The following is a 22,527-nucleotide window of genomic DNA, read 5'->3' on the forward strand; positions in this document are numbered from 1 at the left end:
TTTATTCTCAAAATTCACCACAGAGACACAGAGGTCACAGCGATTTACTTCCTCCGTGGTTTACTCTCAAAATTCACCACAGAGACACAGAGGTCACAGCGATTTACTTCCTCCGTGTCCTCTGTGCCTCCGTGGTTCACTCTCAAAATTCACCACAGAGACACAGAGATCACAGAGGTTTCTCCCCCCTTTCCCACAACTCCCGCCATTCATAGTTCACACTACTCGCTCCGAAGTCTGGTTCTCGTTGAAACGGGTGCCTCACATAGCGTACAATACAACCGTTATCGCCCGCGTTGTAGCTCCCTTTTGACGTGGCCACCTTAAATGCATCTCCTTCAGGGAAGTCGGCTGATCTGGGCACTTGTACTAGGGCTAGCACAAAAGTTTCTGGCTTGTTGAGGGCAGTCAAAATTTCGTTTTTGGTCACAGTGACGGTTTCTGCTCCTTCAATGCGTCCTTTCACTTCAATAAACCGGATGCGGCTGGGCTGATCTGCGATCGCTGGCACGCGAGACTCAATGTCGTAGCCACACTTCTCCTGGCTCACATCTCGTGGTTCGTGCCCCAACGCTCGCTCTGCTGCTATGACTGCCTGCATCGCCAGTTGCTCTACTCGCTGCGTCTCTCTGGCAAACAACTCTGCTGCTGACTGCCGCTTGCCCTGTAGTCGCTGCAACAAGCCAATCGGGACGATCAATGCTCCCCCCACGACGACGGGCGGCAGAGGCGAGAGCTTGCGCTCCTGTTCCAATTCTGTCAATCGTCTTTGCAGTCGAGACTCCAGCTCATCGGCTCTCGCTCTCGCTTTGGTGGAGTTAATCTTGGCATTCACCTTACCTGCCGCCTCTTGTTGTTTCAAGCGTTCTGCCTGCTGATCCCAGTAATAAATCTCTTGAGTCAGCCGCTCTTTCACAGCCCGAATGGTTTTGTCAATGAGTTTTTCCTTGTGTTCTCGGACATCCTGGAGATGTTGGGGAACCAAGTGCGTAATAGCGTAGGTGGTGGCTTGGGTTTCGAGATTGGAACCACAGAGGCGCAGAGGACACAGAGGAGCTTGAGTTTCTAGGAGGGTGCGCTCATCGGGGGTGAGGGGGCGGTAATCCAGGTAAGGCGCATACCCTGCATTCCTCACTTCCAATTCTCTGTGCTTTCCGTGCCTCTGTGGTGCCAAAATCTCCACATACTGCATTCGCCTTGACACCACTCGCCGCTTGCCGCTGCTATCAGTTCTGGCATCCTGAATCGAATGCTCTAGATACACTAGCACCCGCACCTGCTCACCAAAATCATTCTCATCCACCAGCATCGCCCCCCGCTTCAGCAAATCTTGATGCTGCTCAAGGGTTATCTTGATGACAACCTCCAGCAGCGGATGTCCCGGGCAAATAAAAGCAGCAGTTGGCTTCCCCGGAACGTTAATCAGTTCCTTCTCGAAACAAATCCGCTCGTAGCGCCGCAGAATCGGCTCTCTGCCAATCTGCCATTCGCGGCTACGAAGCAGGGCTGGCACGTAGGTAATCTCATATCGTCCAGGTTCCCGCGGCCGAACTGTGCCCCCTAGTCGAGCCAATGCCTCCAAGAAAAAGGACGCAATAAAGTGGGGTTGGAGTCGCCGTGCCTCGGCCCGTTCCACCTCTTCCCGAATCTGCTGCACTTTGGAGGCATCCATGATGTCTCGCGCTAAGGCCCGTTCTTCGAGCAATTCACGCAAGCGTTGCTGATCTAGACGGTCGGCCAAAACTTGATGCAGCTTGGCTCGAACGTCGGGGCGATCGCCATAGCGGATTGCCTCAATCAACAGCTCACGCAATTCCTTCCCAGCGATCGCCTTACCCAACACATCAAACACTTTGCCGCCCAATGCCTTCTCTTCCAGATCCAGCTTTCGCAACAGCGTCAGATACACATCTCCCTCGCGGGTTTGCTCCGCCACCAAATTCCAGAGATGGCAGACCTCCGTTTGCCCAATCCGGTGAATCCGTCCAAACCGCTGCTCTAGCCGGTTGGGGTTCCAGGGCAAGTCATAGTTCACCATCAGATGCGCCCGTTGCAGATTAATCCCCTCACCCGCTGCATCCGTCGCAATTAAGACCTGCACCGCAGCATCCTGCTTAAACGCCTCCTCCGCCTGCTTGCGCAACTCCCGACCCATGCCGCCGTGAATCGTGACCACGGCCTCAGTCCGTCCCAGCAGGGTAGTAATTTGGTTAGCCAAATAGTTGAGGGTATCTCGATGTTCGGTAAAGATTACCAGTTTGCGGGATGAACCACAGAGATACAGAGACCACAGAGTTTCTTCTCCGTGCTCTCTGTGCCTCTGTGGTGCAAAGATCGCCTGAATCACCCGCGACAACTCCTCCCACTTGCGATCGCGCCCACTCCGCCGCACCCGCAGTGCTAGGTTTTCGAGGTCCTTTAACCGTTCAATCTCAGTTTGCAGTTCAGCAATCGTGCGAGCTGCCGTGGCCTGATCCACCACCTCTTCTTCAGACACTTCCCACTCGTCTGCCGTCAAATCTTCCTCGTCTAATTCACCACGGAGACACAGAGACCACAGAGTTCCTTCTCCGTGCCCTCCGTGCCTCTGTGGTTCCCCTCTCTCTTCTTTTAATCGTTGCTCCAGCCGTTCCCTTCTTCGCCGCAACGACTGATAAATTGCCTCCGGCGAAGATGCCAGCCGTCGTTGCAAAATGGTCAACGCAAATCCAACAGTTCCTCTACGCCCATTGTTCTCCAGTGCATCTGCCCGATTGAACTCTTCTCGCACATATTCCGTGACCTTGTGATAAAGCTGCTGCTCCAGGTCAGATAAACTGTAGGTCACCGTATAGGCTTTGCGCTCTGGAAAAAGCGGCTTTCCATCAAACTTGAGCAAGTCTTCTTTCACCAATCGCCGCATCAAGTCCGATGCATCAGTTGGTTTAGCACCGTTACGAAATCGTCCCTCAAAGCGATCGCCATCTAGCAGCGCCATAAAAAGCTGAAAATCTTCTTCTCTGCCATTGTGTGGCGTTGCCGTCAGCAGCAAAAAATGGCGAGTGATCTGGCTCAGTTTTTTACCTAGCTTGTAGCGTTTCGTCTCTTTAACCTCTCCCCCAAAAAACGAAGCCGACAGCTTGTGCGCCTCGTCTACCACAATCAGATCCCAATCGGTCTGCTGGAGCTTGATCTGCAAGTCATCATTGCGACTGAGCTGATCAAGCCGGGCAATGAGGAGGGGAATTTCAGTAAAAACATTGCCGGTTCGCGCAGCCTCGATGCGATCGCTTGTGAGGATCTCAAAGGGCAAATGGAACTTTTGGAACAATTCATCCTGCCACTGTACTGCCAAACTTCCTGGACAAACCACTAAGCAGCGGTGTAAGTTCCCCCGAATCAGAAACTCTCGCATCAACAACCCAGTCATGATGGTCTTGCCAGCCCCAGGGTCGTCTGCCAGCAAAAATCGGAGCGGCTGCTGGGGTAGCATCTCCCCATAGACTGCCGTAATCTGATGAGGCAGGGGTTCCACAAGCGACGTATGGACGGCCAGCAGCGGATCAAACAAATGGGCCAGCCGAATCCGATGCGCTTCCGACACCAGCCGCAGCATAGCACCATCACCATCGAAACTCCAGGGCTGCCCAGCCGTAACAATTTCTAAGTCAGGCTCGCGATCGCGCCACAATAGCTCATTGCCCAAATTGCCACTGGCATCCCTATAAACCAGTTCAACCACAGCCTCGCTATGCCAGGTGACATCCACAACAGTGACCAAGGCATGGGGCAAAATGCCTTTCACAGCTATGCCACGAACCAAATCCTCAAGCCGAGCCATACAGTAGCGCTCCTGGAACTAGAGATATTTCCCCGCTCATATTTCCCGGCATAACCTGCATAATTTATAGCCGGCATTTACTGGAATTGCCCGCTACACTCCATCATCGACTTGGCTTGCTCTTGGTTAGCAATTTGCGATCGCCCCTCGTTTTTTCTGATTGCTTCAGACAAAATTTCTAGCTCAAATTTCTGGCTCAACGTCCAGCATAAGCAATCACGGCTTGCTCGCTCAGTTCACCAAGCAGTGGGACTGTATTGAGCTTTAAACCCAAAGCTGATTCACTTGTTCAGCCGAAAGGCCCAGCAACTCTGCCACTTGGGCAGGGGGCATACCAGTCGCCAAAAGATTTCGGGCCGCTTGCAGCAGTTGAGCCTGCACCTGCTCTTTTTCCTGCTGCTCTCGTTCGGTATCCGTCAAGTACCAACCACTGTCTGCATCACACCACCGCAGCCAGCAGCTTGAGATTCCCTCGAAGGACCCCTCCCATAGCCCCAAGCCAATCTGCAAATCCTCCAGCCAGACCTGCGGAGGGGTCGGATTGAGGGGCTGCTCCCGGTAGCGACCGCCTGCCCATTGAAAATAGCGGAGTTGAAGGGTTTGGCGGCTATAGGTCAGATAATGGGGCACCCGGAGATATTGCTCGTAGACCTGAAACTTGGTCGGCGGTGAGGTGTCCCGATAGGGCTGGGAAGACGGCGACGTTGCCGCTTCTACACCTGCTTCAATCGCATCTTCAGCCCGATAAAAGCGCCCCAAATCTTCTGGCTCGGTTCCGGGCGACAGCAATTCAATCGCCACATGGGGATTCCGCCCTTCTTGCCAGGTGACGTAACTGCGGCGAAAGTCTTGTCCAGCATAGAGGCGAGGAACCCCCACGGCCAAAAACCAGTCTGGGCGCTTGTACCAGAGGGGATGATGGACATCGTAGTACAGGTTGAGGTCAGCACCGGCAAACCACTGGTCGCGGGGATAGTCGGCCAAAGATAGGGTGCGGCTCAACAACTGGGGCTGGAGGTCGTGAAATTCGTCGGGCAAGCCGGGTTCCCCAATCACTTCGCTGGGCAAATCATACATGGTGGGCAGCGTCTCGCAGGGCGGGCGAGGTGGCTCAGTTTGGGGAACGGCATGGCCAGTGGGGAAGCTCATGGAGGAAGACTCGAGTGGAGTGATTCACAGCCCCATTGTATTCAAATGTATTCAAACCTGGGCTGATGAGCCGTGCTAACGACGGCGCGATGACCAGAGCCAGGGTATGGCGTAGATCCATACGGTGACGGCAGGCAGCACAATCGGCAGGGCGATCGCCCAGGCAGATACGAACAGTTGCAGGCTGGCCAGGGCATAGAGCGCGGTGCCGCCCGTCAAGGCCAGCAGTCCCCGGCGGCGGTTGGGCAATGGTGGCCCTAGCAAACCGAGGGTCAGCTTAGTGGCGATCGCCGCTGTCAGAATCATCCAGGCATCGGGAATGGGCGTGGCAAAGCGTCCAGTGAGGAAATGCTGGAACAGATAAGCGTGCATCTCCCCAGCAGGCAGAGTGTCTCGCAAATCAGGCGGATTTTGCTGATGTCGCCAATAGCGCAGCGCCTGCGGCAGGGCCAGGTTATCTTGCCCCGGCTCCAGGCCCGCTTCGTCATAGCCACCGGGCACGATCATCACCGCCGATTCAAACACGCGCTTTAGCACATCGGGTGGGTTGGGTCGAACACTTGCCAAGCTGGAACTTTCTGAAACATCCGGTCGGGCGGCAGCGAAAAATCCACGATCGGATGGAGCCACATCTGCTGCACGTCGTAGCCCAGACGGGTCAGCAAGCCGGGGCGAATCGAGGTCGGTGGTGGCCGTTTGGGATACCACTGCGCCTGCGCCAGCCGCGCCACCTGATAGGAAAATGGCGGCACTGCGCCCAGTTCACCCGATAGCTCAAGGGGAGCATGGTAGACCTGCGCGTTCGGCTCTCCATAGAGGTCGGCATCGCCCGCCAGCGCCCAGTTGGGATGCAGGAACATTGCCATCGGGCGAAGCCAGTGGTTTGCTTGGGTATCGTAGCTACTGCTCAGCACAAACCGCGTACCGTATTGACGCTGGGCTGTCTGCAATGCCGCCGTAAGCTGGGTATCTTGGACTGGCTGCGGCTGATCGAGTAAGTAATCAATGCCGATAACCTTCGCTTCGAGGGCCGACAGGCGTTCTACCAACTGAGCCAGATAAGCCCGATCCATCGGCCAGGGAGTCTGCAAACCTGCCCGCCGCACAGATTCAGGATCAATCTGCACCATCAGCACGGGCGGCGCTCCGGTGGCAACTTGCCGTGTGATATTGCGGTACTGGGCCTGCACGAGCAGCCGTTGCCCTAGCAGCCAGTCCTGCATGGATGGGAATAGACTTAGCCCGATCAACCCTGCCACAGCCATGAACTCATGTAGCTTTGGCCGGAGGCGCGGCGGTGCAGGCAGGGTGTAGGGCTGCGTCGCGGGATGGCAGAAAAAAGAGGGCACCAGATGGGCCGACGGGTAGGTGATATTCTGCTCGGCTCGCAGGGTGTGTGTTGCCTGCACGAGGGACTGATGCACATCGAGCCGCTGGGTGAGTCCTTGCAGGAATTGTATTAGGAATGCCTGGGCGACGCGGTTATGAATCGGTTCGCGCATCACGGCGACTTGGCTAAACCCCAGGTCTAGCAGCGAATTGGCAATGTCCAACCCCTTGCACGAGTTGAACAGGGCAAACTGGAGTCCCCGATCGATGGCGATCGCCAACTGTGGTGCGATCGCGCTAATGGTCATAAACGTCTTGGGCGCAATGCCCAGCTCGCCTCCGGCCAGCGGCGCTTCGTTAGTGCGATCGCAGCAGTCGCTCATCCGTCTGCAAATCCAGCCGTTCGTCATGCCCCACGATGACCAGAATGCGGGCGCGGCGGCGCAGCTTTGGGGGACTGGTGGGACGGCGTAGATTAGCGGCAACTCGCACAATCCGCAGCGGCGGCCCGGCAAACTCAGTGCCTAGTTCCCAAGCTTCCCAGGGAAACCGAGCCAAATCGGTGGGGTCGCAGGTCAGATACAGGTTTATTGGAGACTAATTTGGGGAAGCTGCGGACTGAGCCGCTTGGGCGATCGCCGCCCGAATGTCGTACAGTTCCTCCCGCCGCAGCCAGCGGTTAAACTCGTGCAGCAGTTGCGCTTCACGGTTGGCCAGCTCACCCCGCCAGTCGATGGGCGGTGCAGACAAGTTGCCACTGCCGCCACTCCTGCCGCGCAGTGAATCAGAGAATGAGTCAGAGTTAGACCCACCGGACCAGTCAGATAAGTTGGACGATTCAGGCTCCGCAGACTTGGGCTGCATTTCTTCTGAAGTCTTGGTCAGCGGCAGATGAACACTCCGGTAGAAGTGGAGATACTGCGTTTGCCAGCGAGTCAATAGCTGCCCCAATTCTGCCGGAAACTCTAGGGTGCGCGAGGTGCGCTGTCCCTGCCCCCAGGACACCTCAAACCAACAGGACGACCCGACCTGCTGCACACGGAGATGAATCGGCGCTGGCGATGTTCTGTTCAACGATCTGTTCAACGCCCTCACTCCTGCACAAAGCGAAAGGGTGGCAGCGTTGTAGATGCCCCATTGGTTAGCCGAATCGTTGCCCAAAACTGCTCATTCAAATTACCCAACACACAGGCATAGAGATAGTCCTGAGCGGCATCTGTGATGGCGGTTTGCTCCAGCACTAGCACATCATCGTGAATCTCTAGCTGAATGCCCAACGGCAGCGATGCGTTGGGTTGCGCTCCCAAAAACAGCAGCAAACCCCAGGTGGGTTCCCCGTCCATCACCGTTTCCCAGGTAACGACGTAAAGCCGCAGCGGCAGTCCCTCCCACTCAAAATTGCGGTAGGCCCCCCGCGCATCGGCGGGCAGTTGCAAATCGCTGCGCTGGATAAATTCAGTTAGCAGTGCGTCGAACGGCTCCACAGGAGAGGCGGGCAAGGAGCTACTCCGCAGCCCCGGACTGAGTGCAGGCGGCGGCAATAGCACCCAAGATAGCTCCTGCGCCAATTCGTCTAACTGATGATTCAGCCACCGCCCAACGTTGATGGCCCGCTGCGTCAGCCCTTGCAAAGGAGAAGTAATGTAGGGCGCGGCAGGTGGTGCGACGCGCTGGGCGGTGCGGAGTGCTATCGCCTCTGGTTCCACACACCGCAACAATAGCAGCAATGACTCTGGCTGCGGGTCAAACCAGGCCAAGGGGACGCTGTAGTGATGGTCGTCGTCCAGAGCTAGCGCCGCGGTTTGCTGATGTTGAATCAATTGATCTTGTCGCAAATGACCATAGACCCGAACTTGATCGATGTCTTCTAGAACTTCCATAAGCACGAAAAAATGAGGGAGATTGTCTGATGAATTGGATGAGTCTAGGATGCGCTGCGGCAGGGCGATCGCCCCGTCTTGAAATACTTCAGTGACCGTTAGATACAGCCGAAAATCACCAACTCGAACCCATCGCAGCGAGTCTATTTGCTCACTTGCAGGAACACCTTCTAGCCTCCTGATAGGAATACTATCGATCTCCCTGGGTTCAAATCCAGACAGCCAGTCATTCCGCAGGTCTAGTTCTGGTGCGTGTTTCTCAATCCATTGGGCAAAGCCAACGAGCGCCAGCGCGTCCAAGTAGGTTTGCCACTGCTGCGCTTCGGTGGGCAGGGACGGACTGAGGACATGGCTGAGGGCGATCGCCCAGTCGATGTGTTCTGGCGTGAGGATCAGTGCGTCGGGTTTGAGGAAGTGCCCCAACAGGTCTGAATCAGAATCAATGATGTAGTAGGTCATGGTGAGTTCAGAGTAAGAATAAGTTGAGAGTCGCGCTCGATGCGCCAAACCTGAAACTGAGGATGCAACTGACGATGGATGAGCCAGGCATCGCGGATTTGCCTAGAGGGATAGCGTGTGCAGATAATGGCAGAGCCGATCGGCAAACACCTGCTTGAGCGGCGCTTGGGGTATGCAGGGATGTTCTGGCATCTCATTGGCATCGTGCTTGGATTGACCGCTAAAGCTCGATGCCCGATCCGCGTCCAGCACTTTATCGACTTCTGCACCCAGCAGTTCATCCAGCTTGCGATCCAGTTCTTGCACACGCTCAATCGGGTCAGTCTTGGACAGCGCCCACTCTCGCAGGCGATCGCCCAATCCTTGCAGCATGTGATGGCGCACCGCCGCCCGCAGTCCGTCCAAATCGAGCAGGCGCGACACCTGATATTGCTTGCTCAGTCCTACTTGGGGCGCAATCTTGGCCATCGGCCACTGCTGGCAATAGGTTAGGCACAGACCCCGCAGAAACTCAGCAGTGGTCGGCTTCCGTTTTTTGCGGTGGTGCGCCAGGTGACTGCTGACGCTCTGGGCGATGGAAGATTCTAGGCAGTGTTGAAATGCTTGGCGATAACGCTGCAAGAACTGCTGCATGGGCGGGTTTTCTGGATCATCGTCTAAATCGCCGCCAAGATCACCGCCAACCTCGCCGCCAGCGCCGCGGCCCATGCTGATTTGGTAGTCAAGCTGGTCGGGCATTTCTGATTGGTCAAAGGACACCATCTGCGGGGCGTGGGCCTGCCGCACTGTTTGTGCCAGGGCCTTCAGCGCCTTTAGCAGTGCTTCGGGCGTGTAGGGCCGAGCCTGTTGGGTTTGCAGCCAGGTGATCATTTCGCTCAGTTGCTCTGCGCTCGGTGGCCCACAGCGGCTGCGAGAGGTGCCGGGTTGCCGCAGGCGGCGATCGCGCCGATAGACCGCATGAAACGCTTCGAGGAGCTGGCAACCTGCCTGCACCGAGCTAGCGGTAGTGGGTACGTTATAAACGCCGCTCAGCAGCGCTGCCAGTCGAGCAGGCGTGAGCTTACCGTCATTCAGCAGCGCCCAGTCGCTAATCAGCCGCACGCCGCAGCTTTCCAAAAATCGGGACAGATCTGGATGGGAGGTCACTCGGCGCTTTGTCCAGGTGCTTAGCTCGGCCTTGTCAGGGTCAAAGCTCTGCAACACTCGGCTGGCAAAGGGCTGGAAGCCTTCGGCAGGCGGGGCCAAGCCATAGGGCTTGGAAACCCCAGCGCGATCGCACTCGACATCATCTAGCACTAGCGGCAGCAAGTCTTGGTGACTGAAGCCTGCCCTGCTGCCAAAATCTTTTGCCAACCCAGCGCAGGCGAGATTGATTTGGTGAGAAATGAAACAGCGCAGGCTGCATTCTGCTAGCGCTGCCTCCGAAGATCCGGGACTATGCTGCAAGATTTGCAACAGGTGACGCTGGAGAAACGCATTAGAAACGTCTGGCTCCAGACTCGAAAACTGCCCCTTAAAAAAGGCTTTGACAGGGGCAATCTCAGTGACCCGGCGATCGCCGCCTGAGTCGATTCGCACTTGAGTCCAATATCGCTGTGACACGTTCATCAGGAGAATCAGGGCTGAAGGTAAACGACCGCAGATGACAGGCGCTAGCCCAAGCATGGCTGAGAACGCCCATTTCAGCGATCTAACGATCTAATCAGAGTTGCACCAAAAGTGTGCGCGATTTGGGGAAAATCTGCCACTCGCAGCCCACCTAGTGTGCTCACGGCCCGACCTATGCAGGTTCCATCCCCAACCGCTTAACCCCCCAACTGCATACGTCCAGTTTGCCGAAAATAGGTGCCCTCAGCGGGCAGTGAAGCTTGCCCACGGCTAAGCAACCTGGTGACTTTAAAGAAGATTGAGGACTTTTGCAATGAAACGCTTTAACACGATTGGACTCTCTCTGGCTACGCTGTTGATTGCAATCGCGGCTCCGCTCAGCCTACGGCCCCAGTTCAACTCCTTTGAGAAGTTCGAGATACTGCAAGTGGGGCTGGGCACGGCCAGGGCGATCGCCTCCCAGCCGCTCCTCGCGGTGCAGGGAACCCTGGGGGCTGAGCATGAAATCACCCTCTCAAGCGGCAGACGCAATCGCGCTGTTTTCCACCGATTTAGCGGACAAGCGGGGCAGACCGTGGCGATCGCCCTAACCAGCAGCGAATTTAGAACGGTGGTGGCCCTAGTAGATACCAATACCCGGCAAATTATTGACGCAAACCAGGGCCTCCAAAATGATTCCAGCCTGCAACTCCGCCTGCCCTACACTGGCTCCTACGTGGTGATGGTGAGTTCGATGCAGGAAGATGCCCAGGGTAGCTATCGGCTTACCGTGGTTCCCAGCCGCTAAGATGGCGTTTCGATGACTGCGGGTGGGGCGTGCATTGTTGTGCGATCGCTCCACCCGCAATCAATGGAATCCTGGCCTTGCCGAATGAAGCGATGCCCCCCGGAGGGACTGGGATATCGTCGAATAATCCCTGAATAATCCCTGCCATCAAGCCTTCTTAAACAAGGCCCAGAGCCTCTTGCATTCGAGTGCGATCGCTTGCTCCGAGGCTAAATCGGCCATTCTCCACGTCGCGAATCCAGCTTTGGCTTTTGCCCAAGCGTTCGGCTAGGGCCCGCTGGCTCAGGTTTTGGCGCTGGCGGGCGGATTTGATGGCTGCGCCGGAAAGGGGAGCGGCCTGCTGCGGGGGGGTGGATTTGGGCGATCGCCGTCGTTTGGGACGGGCTTTGCCGACGCTCTGTCGCCAGTCCTCTGAAAGCTCAAACCCCAACAGGCGGGCGTTCAGGAGTCGCTGCCCCTTGTCGCGGGGGGCGCGATTGGTAAGGCTGAGGTCGCTGTGGGCATCATCAGTCCAAAAGTTGAGGGCGGCCTCGGCATCGTCGGGAATGTCGGCCACCCTAGCCCATAGGGGCTGGATAACAGGCGGGTAAGTGTCGGGGTCGAACTGGGGCCTGAGGCCGTAGTGGTAGAGAGCCTCTAGGTCGTTTTCAAAGGTTTTGATCAGGCGCTTATGGGCACCGCGCACAGTCAACGCCTCAGTAAGGCGATCTTCGCCGTAGGCAATCCGCAGCAGGGTGCGTATGGTGATGCGGTGGTCGCTACCCAGGCGCAGCTTAAAGACCAGCCACAGCAGCAGGCGCATGGCCCCTTCGTGCTGTTGCCAATTGCCCATCACCTCGGTGAGCAAGGACTGGGGCAGAGTGCCGTACTGGTAAAAGGCTGTCTGGCGGCGGTAGTCCTGTCGGTTGAGAAAGCGCTGCGCCCAGGCCCCGGCCCGCACTGTGAAACTCAGACCAATCAGGTGGCGGCAGCCCTCAGCATCGGTCTCGAAGTAATACTGGGTGTGGAGGAGTTGCCAGACGGGGTGTTCATCGAGGCTAAAGCCCTGCACCTTACCTTGGCGCGGCCAGTCGAGGGACACTAGCACCCGACAAGTTTGGTAGACCAGCGTTTTAATCAGCGTTAGCCGTTCCAGCTTGGTCAGGTCTTTGCGACGGTGTAGACCCAGGTACTGCTCGATGTGCTGGTCGTTGAGTACAAAAGACTCTGCCCAGGGGCGATCGCAGGTGGTGGCCTGGGCGGCAAAGATCAGGTGCAGACAGGCGGCCCGCAGGTCAAACTGGGTCAGGGATGCGATTCCCAGGGTGTAGTCTATAGGTCTGGCCTGGAGGGCTTCTGGGTCTGTAGCCAGGCGAAACCGGAGTTCCCCCTGTCCCCGGTGAATGGTGCGACGGTAGGTTAGGCAGCCGTCGTCGTCGGCCTGCCAGGGCAAGGACTGGCGCTGGGCTAGCAGATTGCAAGCCTCCCACACCACCATGCAGGAGGCAAAGGGGGTGGTTTTGCCGTTAAGGAAAAGGCTGGGAATAGCAGCGGGCAGCAGGGTACTTTTGTTGCGGCCTTTTTTGGGCTGGAGGGGAGCTAGGGAGCCGATAGTGCAGGCTTCCACACAGCGAGGCGTGTCCAGATCGACGCAGCGATCGCACAGGGTAGGGTCAATCCAGTAGCCGTTATCGGCTTGGGTCTTGATGGCTCCGGTAGGACACTGGGGCCGACAGCGATCGCAGGCAATGCAGCCATCTTTCACGGTATAAGCCATGGCTCAGTTCTTTCCCTTGACCAGTTGACTCTCCCAGGGATAACAACCTCAGTGATTAGTTTTTATGCTGACCGATACGGTTTAAGGATCTCTTTTTTATTGCTAAAAAGAGGTTCAGAATGGACGTTTGAGCGCGAAATTCGGTGACTTCAACAACAAGAATTCAGCCCCAAATTTATGGATTGATGACCCCATTTCATCTCACTTATTAATTCATTGAAAAACACAACAAAGCCTTAGTATTAAATTACATTGGGTCGGGTCGGGTAGGTTTTGTGGGGGCAAAGTGGCGATCGAGCATCTCAGGCAGGTGCGACAGCTTTACCCGGCTATATCGGTACCTGCCAGGCATGATGGTGAAAGTAGGGGCTTCAGAACAGCGCTTCTGGCAGCCAGTGTGCTGAATTTCGACCTGGGATTGGAGGTCGCGATCGCGAATTGCCTGCTGTAACGCTTCGACCAACTCGCGACCGCCCCGCTTTTGGCAGCCGGATTTGCGGCAGACCTGGATTTTGAGGGATGGAGGGGATGAGGGAGTGGGCTGGGAAGATAAGGAGGGGTGGCGCACGGCTGTGCGTTTGCACAGAGGATCTGCCTCTGACAGGGGTGGAGAGAAATGACGATCAGTGTTGTTGGGAAGAGGCGGGAAGGTAAGGATGTGGTAGGCTTTGAGCTTGATGGTGCTGCCATCGAACTTGGTGCGGCCAAGGCAGCGCAGGTAGTCGCCGGGTTTCAGGTGCGATCGCAGAATGGCTCGTCCTTCCTTTGGCAGTTTGATGGTTAGCACTTCGCCCTCTACGTCAAGGTAAATGGCCTTGGCAGTGGTAGAGTCTGCGCCTACGAAACCGAGGAAGGTGCCGTCGAGGTTGAAGAGCCAGGAAAGACCGGAGAAAGGGGACATAGGGCCTATGAGGTACGAGGTGGTGAGGTAAATCGGTCTAAGCAGACCGGGGATTAGAAGTTTCCTTAGTTCAGTTTGCGGGCTTCGACGGTTTGGGGGGTTTGGATGGGGTCGCTGAGTCCGGCGATCGCCAATTCCCAGCCATTGGAAAGGGTAAAGATTTGAGTATCCTCTTGCTGGGTTTGGGAGATTACTTCTTCCTCAAGGTCTTTTTTGGCTACGTAGACCAGGAGCTTGCCTGCGGCGTTGGTGCGGAGCATGACTTTCATGAGTGGGTAGGAAGATAGGAGTGGATAAAGAGCGGGTAAGATGAGATGAAGTAAGATATCCAAGCTCCCTTGTCATGCCATCATGCACGCTCGGTCTGCGGCGATGCTGAGCAGTTCATCGACAGTGAGGCTCCGTTTTAGGGAGACGGCGCGATCTCGAACGTCATTCAAGATGGACTGAGTGCGATCGCCGTCGAGGTGAATACCTTGGGTGGCGAGAACCTGCTCGATTAGGCGGCGGCCAGAGTGCTTACCCACGACTAACCGCCGCTGGCGGCCGACTTCGCGGGGGTCGAAGGGTTCGTAGGTGCGGGAGTTTTGCAGCACGCCGTGGGCGTGGATGCCGGACTCGTGGGCAAAGGTATTGTCACCGACAATGGCCTTCCAAGGGGGAACGTCGCAGTGGACGGTTTTGGCCACAAAGCGGGAGAGTTCCAGGAAGGATTGGGTTTGGATGCCAGTTTTAAGATTATAGAGGTGTTTCAGGGCCATCACCACCTCTTCGAGGGCAGCGTTTCCGGCCCGTTCCCCTAGCCCGTTGACGGTAGTGTTCACAGAGGTCGCGCCAGCCCGTACCCCCGCCAGGGCGTTGGCGGTGGCCAGACCCAGGTCGTTGTGGGTGTGCATTTCTACCGGAATGTCTAGGGCTTCCACCAGGGCTTTTACCCGTTCGTGGGTGGTGAATGGGTCAAGGATGCCGACGGTGTCGCAGAATCGGAATCGAAATGCGCCCCACTCCTGAGCATACTGGGCAGCGTCGATTAGAAAGCTCTCGTCGGCGCGGGAACTGTCTTCGCCGCCGACGCTCACCGTCAGCCCGTGGTCGCGGGCAAAGGCAAGAGCATCGCGCAACTGCTCCAGCATGACCCGCCAGCGACCCTGAAACTTTACCTGAATCTGAATCTCTGAGACTGGGATTGAGATATGAATCCGCTTCAGACCGCAGTGGATTGATGCCTGAATGTCGGACAGCACGGCGCGGTTCCAGCCCAGCAGGTGGGCGTTGAGGCCGAGGTCGGCGATCGCCCGGATCGCCCGGGCCTCGTCCCGTCCCATAGCAGGAATGCCCACCTCTAGCTCGTGGACTCCAATCGCATCAAGGAATTTGGCGATCGCAACTTTCTCTTCTATGCCAAAGGCAACGCCTGCGGCCTGTTCGCCGTCGCGGAGGGTGGTGTCGTTGATGTAGATCATGGTGGGGGGGCGGGTTGGTAAGGGAATGGGGGAGGTCGGGAGTGGGGAATTAGAGACATAAGACCGCTCTATCACGCCGTCATAAATGCCGGGGTCAAACTGTCGTGGGCGAGGAAGTGGTTGATATGAAAGGCGCGGTCTTCGGTTTTGAGCAGGATTTCGTCGTAGAGATAGCGGGTAGCGCGATCGCCCAAACTTTCAGCCTGGACAGAGAGGCGGCGCAGCAGGTCGATAATGGTCTGTTCGGCTGCAAGGTCGTGTTCGAGCATGGCGCGGCAGGTGTAGGCTCCATCCGGTTCGGGGGCAAAGCAGCAGAGGTCTGAGAGGGTGGCGAAGTTGCCCGCCGGAATGCCGCCCAGACCGTTGAGCCGCTCTGCTAGGTCGTGGGCATGGCTCTGAGTCGCGTTGTAGCTCTCCTGAAAGAACTCGTGGATGGAGTAGAACTCTGCCCCTTCTACTACGAAGTGATGCTTTTGGTATTGCAGGTAAAGAGCCTGGAAGCTGGCATAGGCAAGGTTCAGCCCTTCACAGATAGCAGTCGTGATATCGAGATCAAAGCCGACAGGGTTTGGGCCAACTTGGCCAAAGGCGCGAACAAGAGTTTCGGTGGTCATGGAGAGTCCTGGGATATGAGGGAGCATCAGGAAAGAGAGCGCATAGGAGATATTGGGTTGGGATTGTTAGTGTCCTTAAGTTTTTCGCCATCTATGATCCAGCTATCTCTGAAAAGACTTTCGCACTTGCGATAATTTCTCTGGATTTCGGACGATTTCTCGTGGACGTAGCCCGCGAGAAATCGTCCAACTGCGTAAGTCCTATCTGAAATCCTCACAGCCTGGCCACTCTTGAGCGGTCATTTTTCGGTCATTCTGAGGATGGTGAATACATCAGGACACCCACAGAACACTAACCCCAATCCAAAGCTTCCTTACCACTGGCTGACTTCTGGAAACCGGGTGGCCAGTTCCAGACCTTTCTGCACCAGCCGTTCGCCTTCCTCGTTGAGTTTTTCCAAGGAGGCAAAGCCAAACCGCTGGGCATCGCGCAGGGTTTTGGAGACCAACAGCAGGCGACCGGAAAACACCAGCGCCCAGCCAAAGCCCTCGTGGCTGAGGTCGATGACCACCTGGGAGAGCAGGCCGGTTTCTTGCTCAATGCGGTAGGCGACGGCTCGGAAAAATGCCAGAATGCGGCCCTGGGTGAGGGGGTCTACTTCGCCCTCCACGGAGATTTCGCGCTTTTGGGCTTTGGTGAGAATGTAGGGCTTGAGCAGAAGTTCGTCGGTCCAATGGCGATAGGTGCCGTAGGCATCGTTGGCGCGAATTTGCTGGGCGATCGCCTGCAAAAAGGGCGCATCGGCCACGGTCAAACTGGGGGGCAGGGTGGGGGTTTCAGCGGTGGTCATAGCAGGATTTCCTCTTCGGTTTCGGTGTAGGCGTTTTCAAAGTGGGTGGCTTGTTCCTGGCGCAGCACCTTGCGTAGCCAGGGCGGTGGGCTGCCCTGGAGGGTTTGCATAAGCTGGGCCAAAATTGCTGTGATTTTGTCGTTCTCAGAGTCGGACTTCATCGGGGTAATGCGGCGATTGATTAGCCGCGCCGCCGCACTGCCGCCAATGTCGGCCACGTAGACGATGGTGCAGCCCTCCAACGCCTTGAGCTTAGGCTCTAGCTTGTCCTCGTTGCCGTCCTCCTTCAGCGTGCCGCCAAAGGTGAGGGTTTCCAGAAAGGTGAAGCCGTCTGGGGTGAGGTCGTAGACATCGATTTTGCTGGCCCAGCCAAAGTGGGCGTTGATGTGGATGTTGTCTTGGGTGGCGAAGGCTACTTTCATAGTGAAGCTCCTTTGATTTTGGATTTTGGATTTTGGATTGGCTTCCCTCTCCCAAAGGGCGAGGGGCTAGGGGTGAGGGTCTGCGGAAATTTTCCGTCTCCGATTTCCCTCCTCGGATGGGCTAGGGGTGGGTTAGCGAGAAATTTTGGATTGGGATTTTGGATTTTGGAAAGGCTGTTGACTCAATCGCAAATCCAAACTCCAAACTCCAAAATCCCTTCATTTCCCTCCTTCCCGCCATCGATGTACCAGCCTGTGGGTCCGCTCTTCGTCGGCTTCGAGCAAAATGTTGCCGATCGCAAACAGCAGGTCTAATGTGCCGCGATAGCCGACGGTGCAGCGGTGGCCGTTGCCCAGGTGCTCTAGCATGGGGAAGCCGTGCAGGTAGAGGGGAATGCCGAGGCGGCGGGCAATGGGGCGGGCCTTGGAGTTGGTGATCCAGAGGTCGGCGGCGGCCCCCAGATCCTCCAGATCTTCAAAGTCGCCGATGGTGACCTGCTCGATGGGTAGATCCTTCAGCAGCGGGGATGGGGCTGGGGCCACAGCGGCCTGGATTTCGGCTCCGGTGCTGTGTAGCCACCAGGCGATGTTGTGCAGCAGGTCGGGTTCGAGGGCGATCGCCACCTGTTTGCGGCCAAAGAAGAAGTGAGTATCTAGCATGGCATCCTGCACCTGGCGGCGCTGGCGCTGATACTTGGCGGGCACGGGCTGGCCGCTGAGCTGAGTCAGGGCGTGGAGGAAGTCGTCTACCGCCCTCAGACCAGTGAGCCGGGTGAAGGTCTGGGCGGGGGTGCCGAAGCGATCCGTCAAAATCTTCGCCGCCCCGGCCATGCTGCCGCCTAGGGCCAGGGTGAGGGCGGAACGGCCCACGGTTTGGAGGTCTGCCACGGTGGTGCCGCCCGTGGGGGTGGTGTAGTGGTCGGCATCGTCCAGGTGTCCGTCCAGGGAGGTGGAGAGATCGGGGACTGCGATCGCCCTCAGGCCAAACGCTTCCACCATCTCCTTCAACTCCGCCACATCGCCGGGTCCAAAGGCAGCACTGGCCAGCAGGGTGACCTGTTTAGGGTTAATCTCTCCTGATTCAGGGACGGTCTGCACCAGGCTCTCCACCGCCCGGGCAAAGCCGTCCTCCAGGCTGCCCTTGTAGTCGGGGGTAGAGGCAAATACGATCGGCACCGTCACCTCCGGATTCGCCTGGTGGAAGTCCCGCAGAATGCCCTGCATGTCGTCGCCCCGGGTTTCCGTCAGGCCGGTGGTAAACAGCCCCACGAGCTCCGGCTGGGAGTTTTTAATCACTGTCAGCAAGCCGCCGTGGACGTTGTCGTCGCCCCCCAGCACGGTGCTCACCTCGCTCATCGCCGTGGTCGCCAAGGGAATCGCCTCCTGGAAGTGGTTGACCAGCAGCACCTTGGCAAAGGCGGTACAGCCTTGGGAGCCGTGGAACAGCGGCATCGCCCCCTGAATGCCCAGGAACGCCAGGGCAGCCCCTAGGGGCTGGCTCTGCTTCAGCGGGTTCACGGCCACGGCCTTGCGGCGAGCGATGATCTTGGTAGCAGCCCTCTCTCCACTTTCGTCCCCCCTCTCCCTTGGGGAGAGGGGTTGGGGGTGAGGGTTTGCCCACGGCGCTTCCCGCCGCACCTCCGCCCACACCGGGCTATGCAAGCTCTCGTCTAGTTCCTTGGCCATCTCCAGCAGGCCGCCATAGCCGGAGTAGGGGTTGTGGCGCTCCTGGTTGATGTGCAGAAAGGGAATGCGGGCCTTGAGGGCGGTGTACTGGTTGCGGCCTCCGGCGATCAGCATATCGGCGTTGGTTTGCTCGATCACCTTCAGCAGTTCGGCAGCCCCGCCCTTCTCCAGCATGATGCCGTCCTGGCCCAGCAGGGTTTTGATCCGGGCTTTGTCCTCCTCGGTGCTCTTTTTGCTGCTGGTGGCGACGACTGTGATGCCTAGATCTTGGGCCGCCGAGATGATCGACCAGGACTTGACACCGCCGGTGTAGAGGACCACGCGCTTGCCCAGCAGTCTTTCTCGGTAGGGGGCGAGCTGCTGGTTCAGCTTCTCGGATTCTTCAGCGATCACGGCTTCGACCCGAGCCTGCATGGCCTCGTCGCCCAGTTTGGCGGCGATCGCCCGCAGGCAGTGGTTCATATCCGCCACGCCGTAGAACGACTCTTCTATATAGGGAATGCCGTATCGCTCCTGCATCTTGTGGGCCAGGTTGATCAGCGCCTTGGAGCAAATCATCACGTTCAGCTTGGCCCGGTGGGCGTAGGCCACCTCCCGGTAGCGGGCATCGCCCGTGATCTTGGAGAGCACCCGAATCCCCACCTTCTCGAACAGGGGCAGCACACCCCATAGTTCCCCGGCGATGTTGTACTCGCCGATCAGGTTGATGTCGTATGGGGTGGTGAATTCCGGTTCCGCCGTGCCAATCACGTGCTCCAGCAGAGCCTCCCCGGCCAGGCGGTTGCCCAGGTTCTTGCTGCCCACAAAGCCGGGGGACTGCACCGGCACCACCGGCAGGCCCAGCTTTTCTGAGGCTGTCTTACACACCGCCTCCAGGTCGTCGCCAATCAGCGCCGTCACACAGGTGGAATAGATAAACACGGCAGCGGGGCTGTAGCGCTCCTGCACATCCTGAATAGCCTTGTAGAGCTTCTTCTCGCCACCGAAAATAATGTCGTTCTCGCTCAGGTCGGTGGTAAAGCCCATTTTGTACAGCGTGCCCCCGGAAGACAGGCTGCCCCGCCCGCCCCAGGAGTTGCCCGCACAGGCGATCGGCCCATGCACCAAGTGGGCCACGTCGGTAATCGGCACCAGGGCAATGCTGGCCCCATCAAAGGCACAGCCCCCCTGGGCGGACCCAGGCTTGGCCTGCTGCTGACACACCTTGTTGTGGCCCTTGCCGTTTTTCTTGTGGTTGTGCTCGCAACCCGGCTGGGTCAGGAGTTCTGTCATGGTGGCTTTGGTGGAAGGCATGGCAGGGAGGGGATAAGGGTTGGTGGGTGAAGGGGTGGATGAATGAAGGGAACCGTCAGGGCATAGTGCTGAGGCGAGGTTTTGCCAACGCGAAGCAATGCATCGTCAAGAACCTTGCGGCTCAACACAAATACCGAGTCACGTCTTCGCCGCAGGTGTCGGCAAGATAAGTCAGCGCCCTCAGGCGCAGCGCTACCAGCTCGTCGTACACCGGGTTGAGTTTGCACAGGGCTGGAATGTGAATGGTGTGGCCCAGCACTGTCAAATCGCGCTCGAAGGGGCAGCAACAGGGAATTAGGCGGCAGATCCGATGGGCGACGTGAAGATTAGTAATTTCCACCCCATCAATCCAGTGGCGCAGGGGGGCAAGGGGGGTGGACGGGTGGAGGGGGAGAGGGGTAGAGGGGTGACGGGTGAGGGTAGCCATGGCTGTGCTCGGTGGGTAAGGGCGATGTGCGGGTTTCGGTTCTGGCATCCCTCTCCCCTAGGGAGAGGGGTTTGGGGGTGAGGGCCAAGGGGTTACTAGGTGTCGTCGTCCTGAGGAATCAGTGGGTCGATCACAACCAGTCTCCTAACTCGGCGGAATACTGGAAGTTACTAGGTGTCGTCGTCCTGAGGAATCAGTGGGGGGCGGTCTTCGGTGAGTTCGAGTTCGCGGCCCAGGCAGCCAACTACATAGTTGCTCTCCAGAAAATGCACCGAGTAGATGTAGGCCCGTTGCAGGTAGGTGCCGATGCCCACGACGTAGCCGATGTCGCCCTTTTGGGCCAGGGGTGCCCCTACCTCTTTGCCGGGGAAGGTTCCGTCATTGCGGATCAGCTTCAGGATGCGGACGCGATCGCCCATGTCAAAGGTCGGCGGATCGTCGATTTCGATAGTTTCAGGGAGACGCATGGGAGTGAGTGGGTGGGGTGGGATGGTAGGGGCGAACCGCCGTTCACCCCCATCGAGGAACTAACGGATCAAATCAAAGGAGATGTCTGTCTTGGCGGGCACGATGGTCTGGCGATCCAGCTCATCCAGAATGGTGTTCACAATCCAGTTGAACTGGTTGATTGCGCCCTGGTAGCCCAGAGTGGCGTAGCGGTGCATGTGGTGGCGATCGAAAATCGGGTAGCCAATCCGCACCAGGGGGGTACTGGTGTCGCGCCACAGGTACTTGCCGTAGCTGTTGCCGATCAGCAGGTCCACAGGCTCGGTGAAGAGGAGCGATCGCAGGTGCCACAGATCCTTGCCGCCCCACACCGTCGCACCCTGGCCGTAGGGGCTGTTGGTTAGCAGCTCGCGGGCTTCGGCCTCAAACTCGTCGTTGCTGTTAGTCACCACAATGTGAGTCGGCTCTGCCCCCATCTCCAGCAAGAACTGAACCAGCCCCAGCACATGATCGGGGTCGCCGTAGAGGGCAATCTTCTTGCCATGAATCCAGGCCTGGGAGTCGGTCAGGGCATCCACCGCCCGGCCCCGCTCCTGCTGGAGTTCCAGCGGAATCGGCTTGCCAGTAATCGCCGACAGCGCCATCAAGAACTCGTCGGTGCCCTTGATGCCGAAGGGCCGGAAGTTGTAGGTCTTTTGGCCCCACTCGTTGGCAATGTATTCCTGGGTCTTGGGCGTAGTGTATTTCTGGAAGAACACCGTCCCTTCGGCGTTGATGCTGTCGGCGGTATCCGCCAGGGTGGTAAGGCCGTTGTACATCTTGAACTCGCCCGTGTTGGGGGAGTCAAAAGCATCGGAGTTGTCCGACAAGATGGTGTAGTCAATGCCAAACAGACCCAGAATCCGCTTCAGTTCGCGGATGTTGCCGATGTAGGGGTCAAAGCCCAGGTTGAAGTTGAACTTGCCGTTGGTGGTCTCGGCCTTTTCATCCTTAGTCAGGGTCTTGAGAATGCCCTTCAGCATGTTGTCGTAGCCAGTGATGTGCGACCCTACAAAGCTCGGCGTGTGGGCGTAGGGCACCGGCAATTCCTCAGGAATGTGGCCTTCGTTCTTCGCAGTGGTAATGAACGCACCCAGGTCATCTCCAATCACCTCTGCCATGCAGGTGGTGCAGAGGGCGATCATCTTAGGCTTATAAAGGGCGTGGGCGTTTTCCAACCCCTGCTTCAGGTTGTTCAGTCCGCCAAATACCGCCGCATCCTCGGTCATCGACGATGACACCGCCTGGAAAGGCTCCTTATAGTTGCGGGTCAGGTGGGTGCGGAAGTAGGCCACACAGCCCTGGGACCCGTGGCTGTAGGGGAGGGTATCTTCAAACCCGGCGGCCACAAACAGCGCTCCCAGCGGTTGGCAGGCTTTGGCGGGGTTGACGGTCAGGGCTTCTCGGGCAAAGTTCTTTTCCCGGTAGTCCCAGCTTTTTGTCCATTCGGCAATTTCTGCAACCTTTTCAGGACTGTGGGCACCCTCAAACTGGCGCTTGTACTCAAACAAGTTCTGGTAGGTATCGGTGTGGAACAGGTCAAAGTGGTCTTTAATCTGACCTGGGTCGTCGCCCCCACAGGAGGGTGTGGGGATAGTGTTGTCAAGATTGTCAGTCATGGCTTTAAGGGGGGATGGGTGGATGCGGGCGTGGGCG

Annotated in this window: 20 protein-coding genes; 1 reads left to right on the top strand and 19 read right to left on the bottom strand. The window is 57.6% G+C overall.

Translation table 11 applies throughout. From position 1 onward, the window contains the following. Positions 1-169: 169 nt before the first annotated feature. From JTM80_RS13320 to JTM80_RS13355, 8 genes are all read right to left on the bottom strand, one after another. Entirely contained in the window at positions 170-3,820 is a 3,651-nt protein-coding gene (locus JTM80_RS13320; protein WP_205369591.1) for a helicase-related protein, read from the bottom strand. 264 nt (positions 3,821-4,084) lie between these two features. After that, complete coding sequence (locus JTM80_RS13325) at positions 4,085-4,969, bottom strand: Uma2 family endonuclease (protein ID WP_205369592.1); 885 nt, start codon at positions 4,967-4,969, stop codon at positions 4,085-4,087. 75 nt (positions 4,970-5,044) lie between these two features. Beyond that, positions 5,045-5,536 (bottom strand): hypothetical protein, encoded by a 492-nt coding sequence (locus JTM80_RS13330; protein WP_172355875.1) that lies wholly within the window; start codon positions 5,534-5,536, stop codon positions 5,045-5,047. Beyond that, positions 5,500-6,681: a CHASE2 domain-containing protein gene (locus JTM80_RS13335; RefSeq protein ID WP_172355873.1), complete on the bottom strand. Its 1,182-nt coding sequence runs from the start codon at positions 6,679-6,681 to the stop codon at positions 5,500-5,502. The genes JTM80_RS13330 and JTM80_RS13335 overlap by 37 nt, the downstream gene beginning before the upstream one ends. Continuing rightward, the gene (locus JTM80_RS13340; protein WP_172355871.1) at positions 6,656-6,856 is read right to left on the bottom strand and encodes a hypothetical protein; all 201 of its coding nucleotides are present in this window, start codon (positions 6,854-6,856) and stop codon (positions 6,656-6,658) included. The genes JTM80_RS13335 and JTM80_RS13340 overlap by 26 nt, the downstream gene beginning before the upstream one ends. Positions 6,857-6,895: 39 nt before the next feature. Beyond that, a complete protein-coding gene (locus JTM80_RS13345) occupies positions 6,896-7,372 on the bottom strand; it encodes a hypothetical protein (RefSeq protein WP_205369593.1) in 477 nt (158 codons plus the stop codon). Positions 7,373-7,389: 17 nt separating this feature from the next. Continuing rightward, positions 7,390-8,637, bottom strand: coding sequence for a DUF1822 family protein (locus JTM80_RS13350; protein ID WP_172355867.1), 1,248 nt, complete (start codon positions 8,635-8,637; stop codon positions 7,390-7,392). A gap of 102 nt (positions 8,638-8,739) precedes the next feature. After that, complete coding sequence (locus JTM80_RS13355) at positions 8,740-10,245, bottom strand: hypothetical protein (protein ID WP_205369595.1); 1,506 nt, start codon at positions 10,243-10,245, stop codon at positions 8,740-8,742. Positions 10,246-10,558: 313 nt separating this feature from the next. On the opposite strand from JTM80_RS13355, the gene JTM80_RS13360 reads away from it, so the two are divergent. After that, positions 10,559-11,032 carry a hypothetical protein gene (locus tag JTM80_RS13360; RefSeq protein WP_205369597.1) on the top strand — a complete coding sequence of 158 codons (474 nt, stop codon included), beginning with the start codon at positions 10,559-10,561 and terminating at the stop codon, positions 11,030-11,032. A 157-nt stretch (positions 11,033-11,189) separates the two neighbouring features. On the opposite strand, the gene JTM80_RS13365 is transcribed toward JTM80_RS13360, so the two are convergent. From JTM80_RS13365 to nifK, 11 genes are all read right to left on the bottom strand, one after another. Then, positions 11,190-12,788, bottom strand: coding sequence for a helix-turn-helix domain-containing protein (locus tag JTM80_RS13365; protein WP_172355857.1), 1,599 nt, complete (start codon positions 12,786-12,788; stop codon positions 11,190-11,192). 247 nt (positions 12,789-13,035) lie between these two features. Continuing rightward, entirely contained in the window at positions 13,036-13,689 is a 654-nt protein-coding gene (locus JTM80_RS13370) for a (2Fe-2S) ferredoxin domain-containing protein (RefSeq protein WP_172355855.1), read from the bottom strand. Between the two features lie 65 nt (positions 13,690-13,754). Beyond that, on the bottom strand, positions 13,755-13,958 hold the full coding sequence (nifT, locus tag JTM80_RS13375) for a putative nitrogen fixation protein NifT (protein WP_172355853.1): 204 nt from the start codon (positions 13,956-13,958) through the stop codon (positions 13,755-13,757). Between the two features lie 72 nt (positions 13,959-14,030). After that, positions 14,031-15,152, bottom strand: coding sequence for a homocitrate synthase (gene nifV, locus JTM80_RS13380; RefSeq protein ID WP_205369599.1), 1,122 nt, complete (start codon positions 15,150-15,152; stop codon positions 14,031-14,033). A 71-nt stretch (positions 15,153-15,223) separates the two neighbouring features. Next, entirely contained in the window at positions 15,224-15,766 is a 543-nt protein-coding gene (locus tag JTM80_RS13385; RefSeq protein ID WP_172355849.1) for a Dps family protein, read from the bottom strand. A 314-nt stretch (positions 15,767-16,080) separates the two neighbouring features. Continuing rightward, positions 16,081-16,557 carry a NifX-associated nitrogen fixation protein gene (locus JTM80_RS13390; protein ID WP_172355847.1) on the bottom strand — a complete coding sequence of 159 codons (477 nt, stop codon included), beginning with the start codon at positions 16,555-16,557 and terminating at the stop codon, positions 16,081-16,083. Continuing rightward, complete coding sequence (gene nifX / locus JTM80_RS13395) at positions 16,554-16,979, bottom strand: nitrogen fixation protein NifX (RefSeq protein ID WP_172355845.1); 426 nt, start codon at positions 16,977-16,979, stop codon at positions 16,554-16,556. The genes JTM80_RS13390 and nifX overlap by 4 nt, the downstream gene beginning before the upstream one ends. 219 nt (positions 16,980-17,198) lie before the next feature. Continuing rightward, positions 17,199-19,958 (bottom strand): bifunctional nitrogenase iron-molybdenum cofactor biosynthesis protein NifEN, encoded by a 2,760-nt coding sequence (locus JTM80_RS13400; protein WP_172355843.1) that lies wholly within the window; start codon positions 19,956-19,958, stop codon positions 17,199-17,201. 121 nt (positions 19,959-20,079) lie between these two features. Then, a complete protein-coding gene (locus JTM80_RS13405) occupies positions 20,080-20,385 on the bottom strand; it encodes a Mo-dependent nitrogenase C-terminal domain-containing protein (RefSeq protein WP_172355841.1) in 306 nt (101 codons plus the stop codon). Between the two features lie 170 nt (positions 20,386-20,555). Continuing rightward, positions 20,556-20,852, bottom strand: a complete 297-nt coding sequence (locus tag JTM80_RS13410; RefSeq protein WP_172355839.1) for a nitrogen fixation protein NifZ — start codon at positions 20,850-20,852, stop codon at positions 20,556-20,558. Positions 20,853-20,912: 60 nt separating this feature from the next. After that, a complete protein-coding gene (gene nifK, locus JTM80_RS13415) occupies positions 20,913-22,490 on the bottom strand; it encodes a nitrogenase molybdenum-iron protein subunit beta (RefSeq protein ID WP_205369601.1) in 1,578 nt (525 codons plus the stop codon). Positions 22,491-22,527 lie beyond the last annotated feature (37 nt).

It is taken from the genome of Thermoleptolyngbya sp. PKUAC-SCTB121, assembly GCF_016919485.1.
GTDB classification, from domain to species: Bacteria; Cyanobacteriota; Cyanobacteriia; order Elainellales; family Elainellaceae; genus Thermoleptolyngbya; species Thermoleptolyngbya sichuanensis.

Excerpts from the sequence above, each read along its gene's own strand:
- JTM80_RS13400 (WP_172355843.1), bottom strand. The coding sequence starts at position 19,958 with ATGCCTTCCACCAAAGCCACCATGACAGAACTCCTGACCCAGCCGGGT.
- nifX (WP_172355845.1), bottom strand. The coding sequence starts at position 16,979 with ATGAAAGTAGCCTTCGCCACCCAAGACAACATCCACATCAACGCCCAC.
- JTM80_RS13355 (WP_205369595.1), bottom strand. The coding sequence starts at position 10,245 with ATGAACGTGTCACAGCGATATTGGACTCAAGTGCGAATCGACTCAGGC.
- nifK (WP_205369601.1), bottom strand. The coding sequence starts at position 22,490 with ATGACTGACAATCTTGACAACACTATCCCCACACCCTCCTGTGGGGGC.
- JTM80_RS13370 (WP_172355855.1), bottom strand. The coding sequence starts at position 13,689 with ATGTCCCCTTTCTCCGGTCTTTCCTGGCTCTTCAACCTCGACGGCACC.
- nifV (WP_205369599.1), bottom strand. The coding sequence starts at position 15,152 with ATGATCTACATCAACGACACCACCCTCCGCGACGGCGAACAGGCCGCA.
- JTM80_RS13385 (WP_172355849.1), bottom strand. The coding sequence starts at position 15,766 with ATGACCACCGAAACTCTTGTTCGCGCCTTTGGCCAAGTTGGCCCAAAC.
- JTM80_RS13350 (WP_172355867.1), bottom strand. The coding sequence starts at position 8,637 with ATGACCTACTACATCATTGATTCTGATTCAGACCTGTTGGGGCACTTC.
- JTM80_RS13320 (WP_205369591.1), bottom strand. The coding sequence starts at position 3,820 with ATGGCTCGGCTTGAGGATTTGGTTCGTGGCATAGCTGTGAAAGGCATT.
- nifT (WP_172355853.1), bottom strand. The coding sequence starts at position 13,958 with ATGAAAGTCATGCTCCGCACCAACGCCGCAGGCAAGCTCCTGGTCTAC.
- JTM80_RS13335 (WP_172355873.1), bottom strand. The coding sequence starts at position 6,681 with ATGAGCGACTGCTGCGATCGCACTAACGAAGCGCCGCTGGCCGGAGGC.
- JTM80_RS13405 (WP_172355841.1), bottom strand. The coding sequence starts at position 20,385 with ATGGCTACCCTCACCCGTCACCCCTCTACCCCTCTCCCCCTCCACCCG.
- JTM80_RS13325 (WP_205369592.1), bottom strand. The coding sequence starts at position 4,969 with ATGAGCTTCCCCACTGGCCATGCCGTTCCCCAAACTGAGCCACCTCGC.
- JTM80_RS13410 (WP_172355839.1), bottom strand. The coding sequence starts at position 20,852 with ATGCGTCTCCCTGAAACTATCGAAATCGACGATCCGCCGACCTTTGAC.
- JTM80_RS13365 (WP_172355857.1), bottom strand. The coding sequence starts at position 12,788 with ATGGCTTATACCGTGAAAGATGGCTGCATTGCCTGCGATCGCTGTCGG.
- JTM80_RS13360 (WP_205369597.1), top strand. The coding sequence starts at position 10,559 with ATGAAACGCTTTAACACGATTGGACTCTCTCTGGCTACGCTGTTGATT.
- JTM80_RS13390 (WP_172355847.1), bottom strand. The coding sequence starts at position 16,557 with ATGACCACCGCTGAAACCCCCACCCTGCCCCCCAGTTTGACCGTGGCC.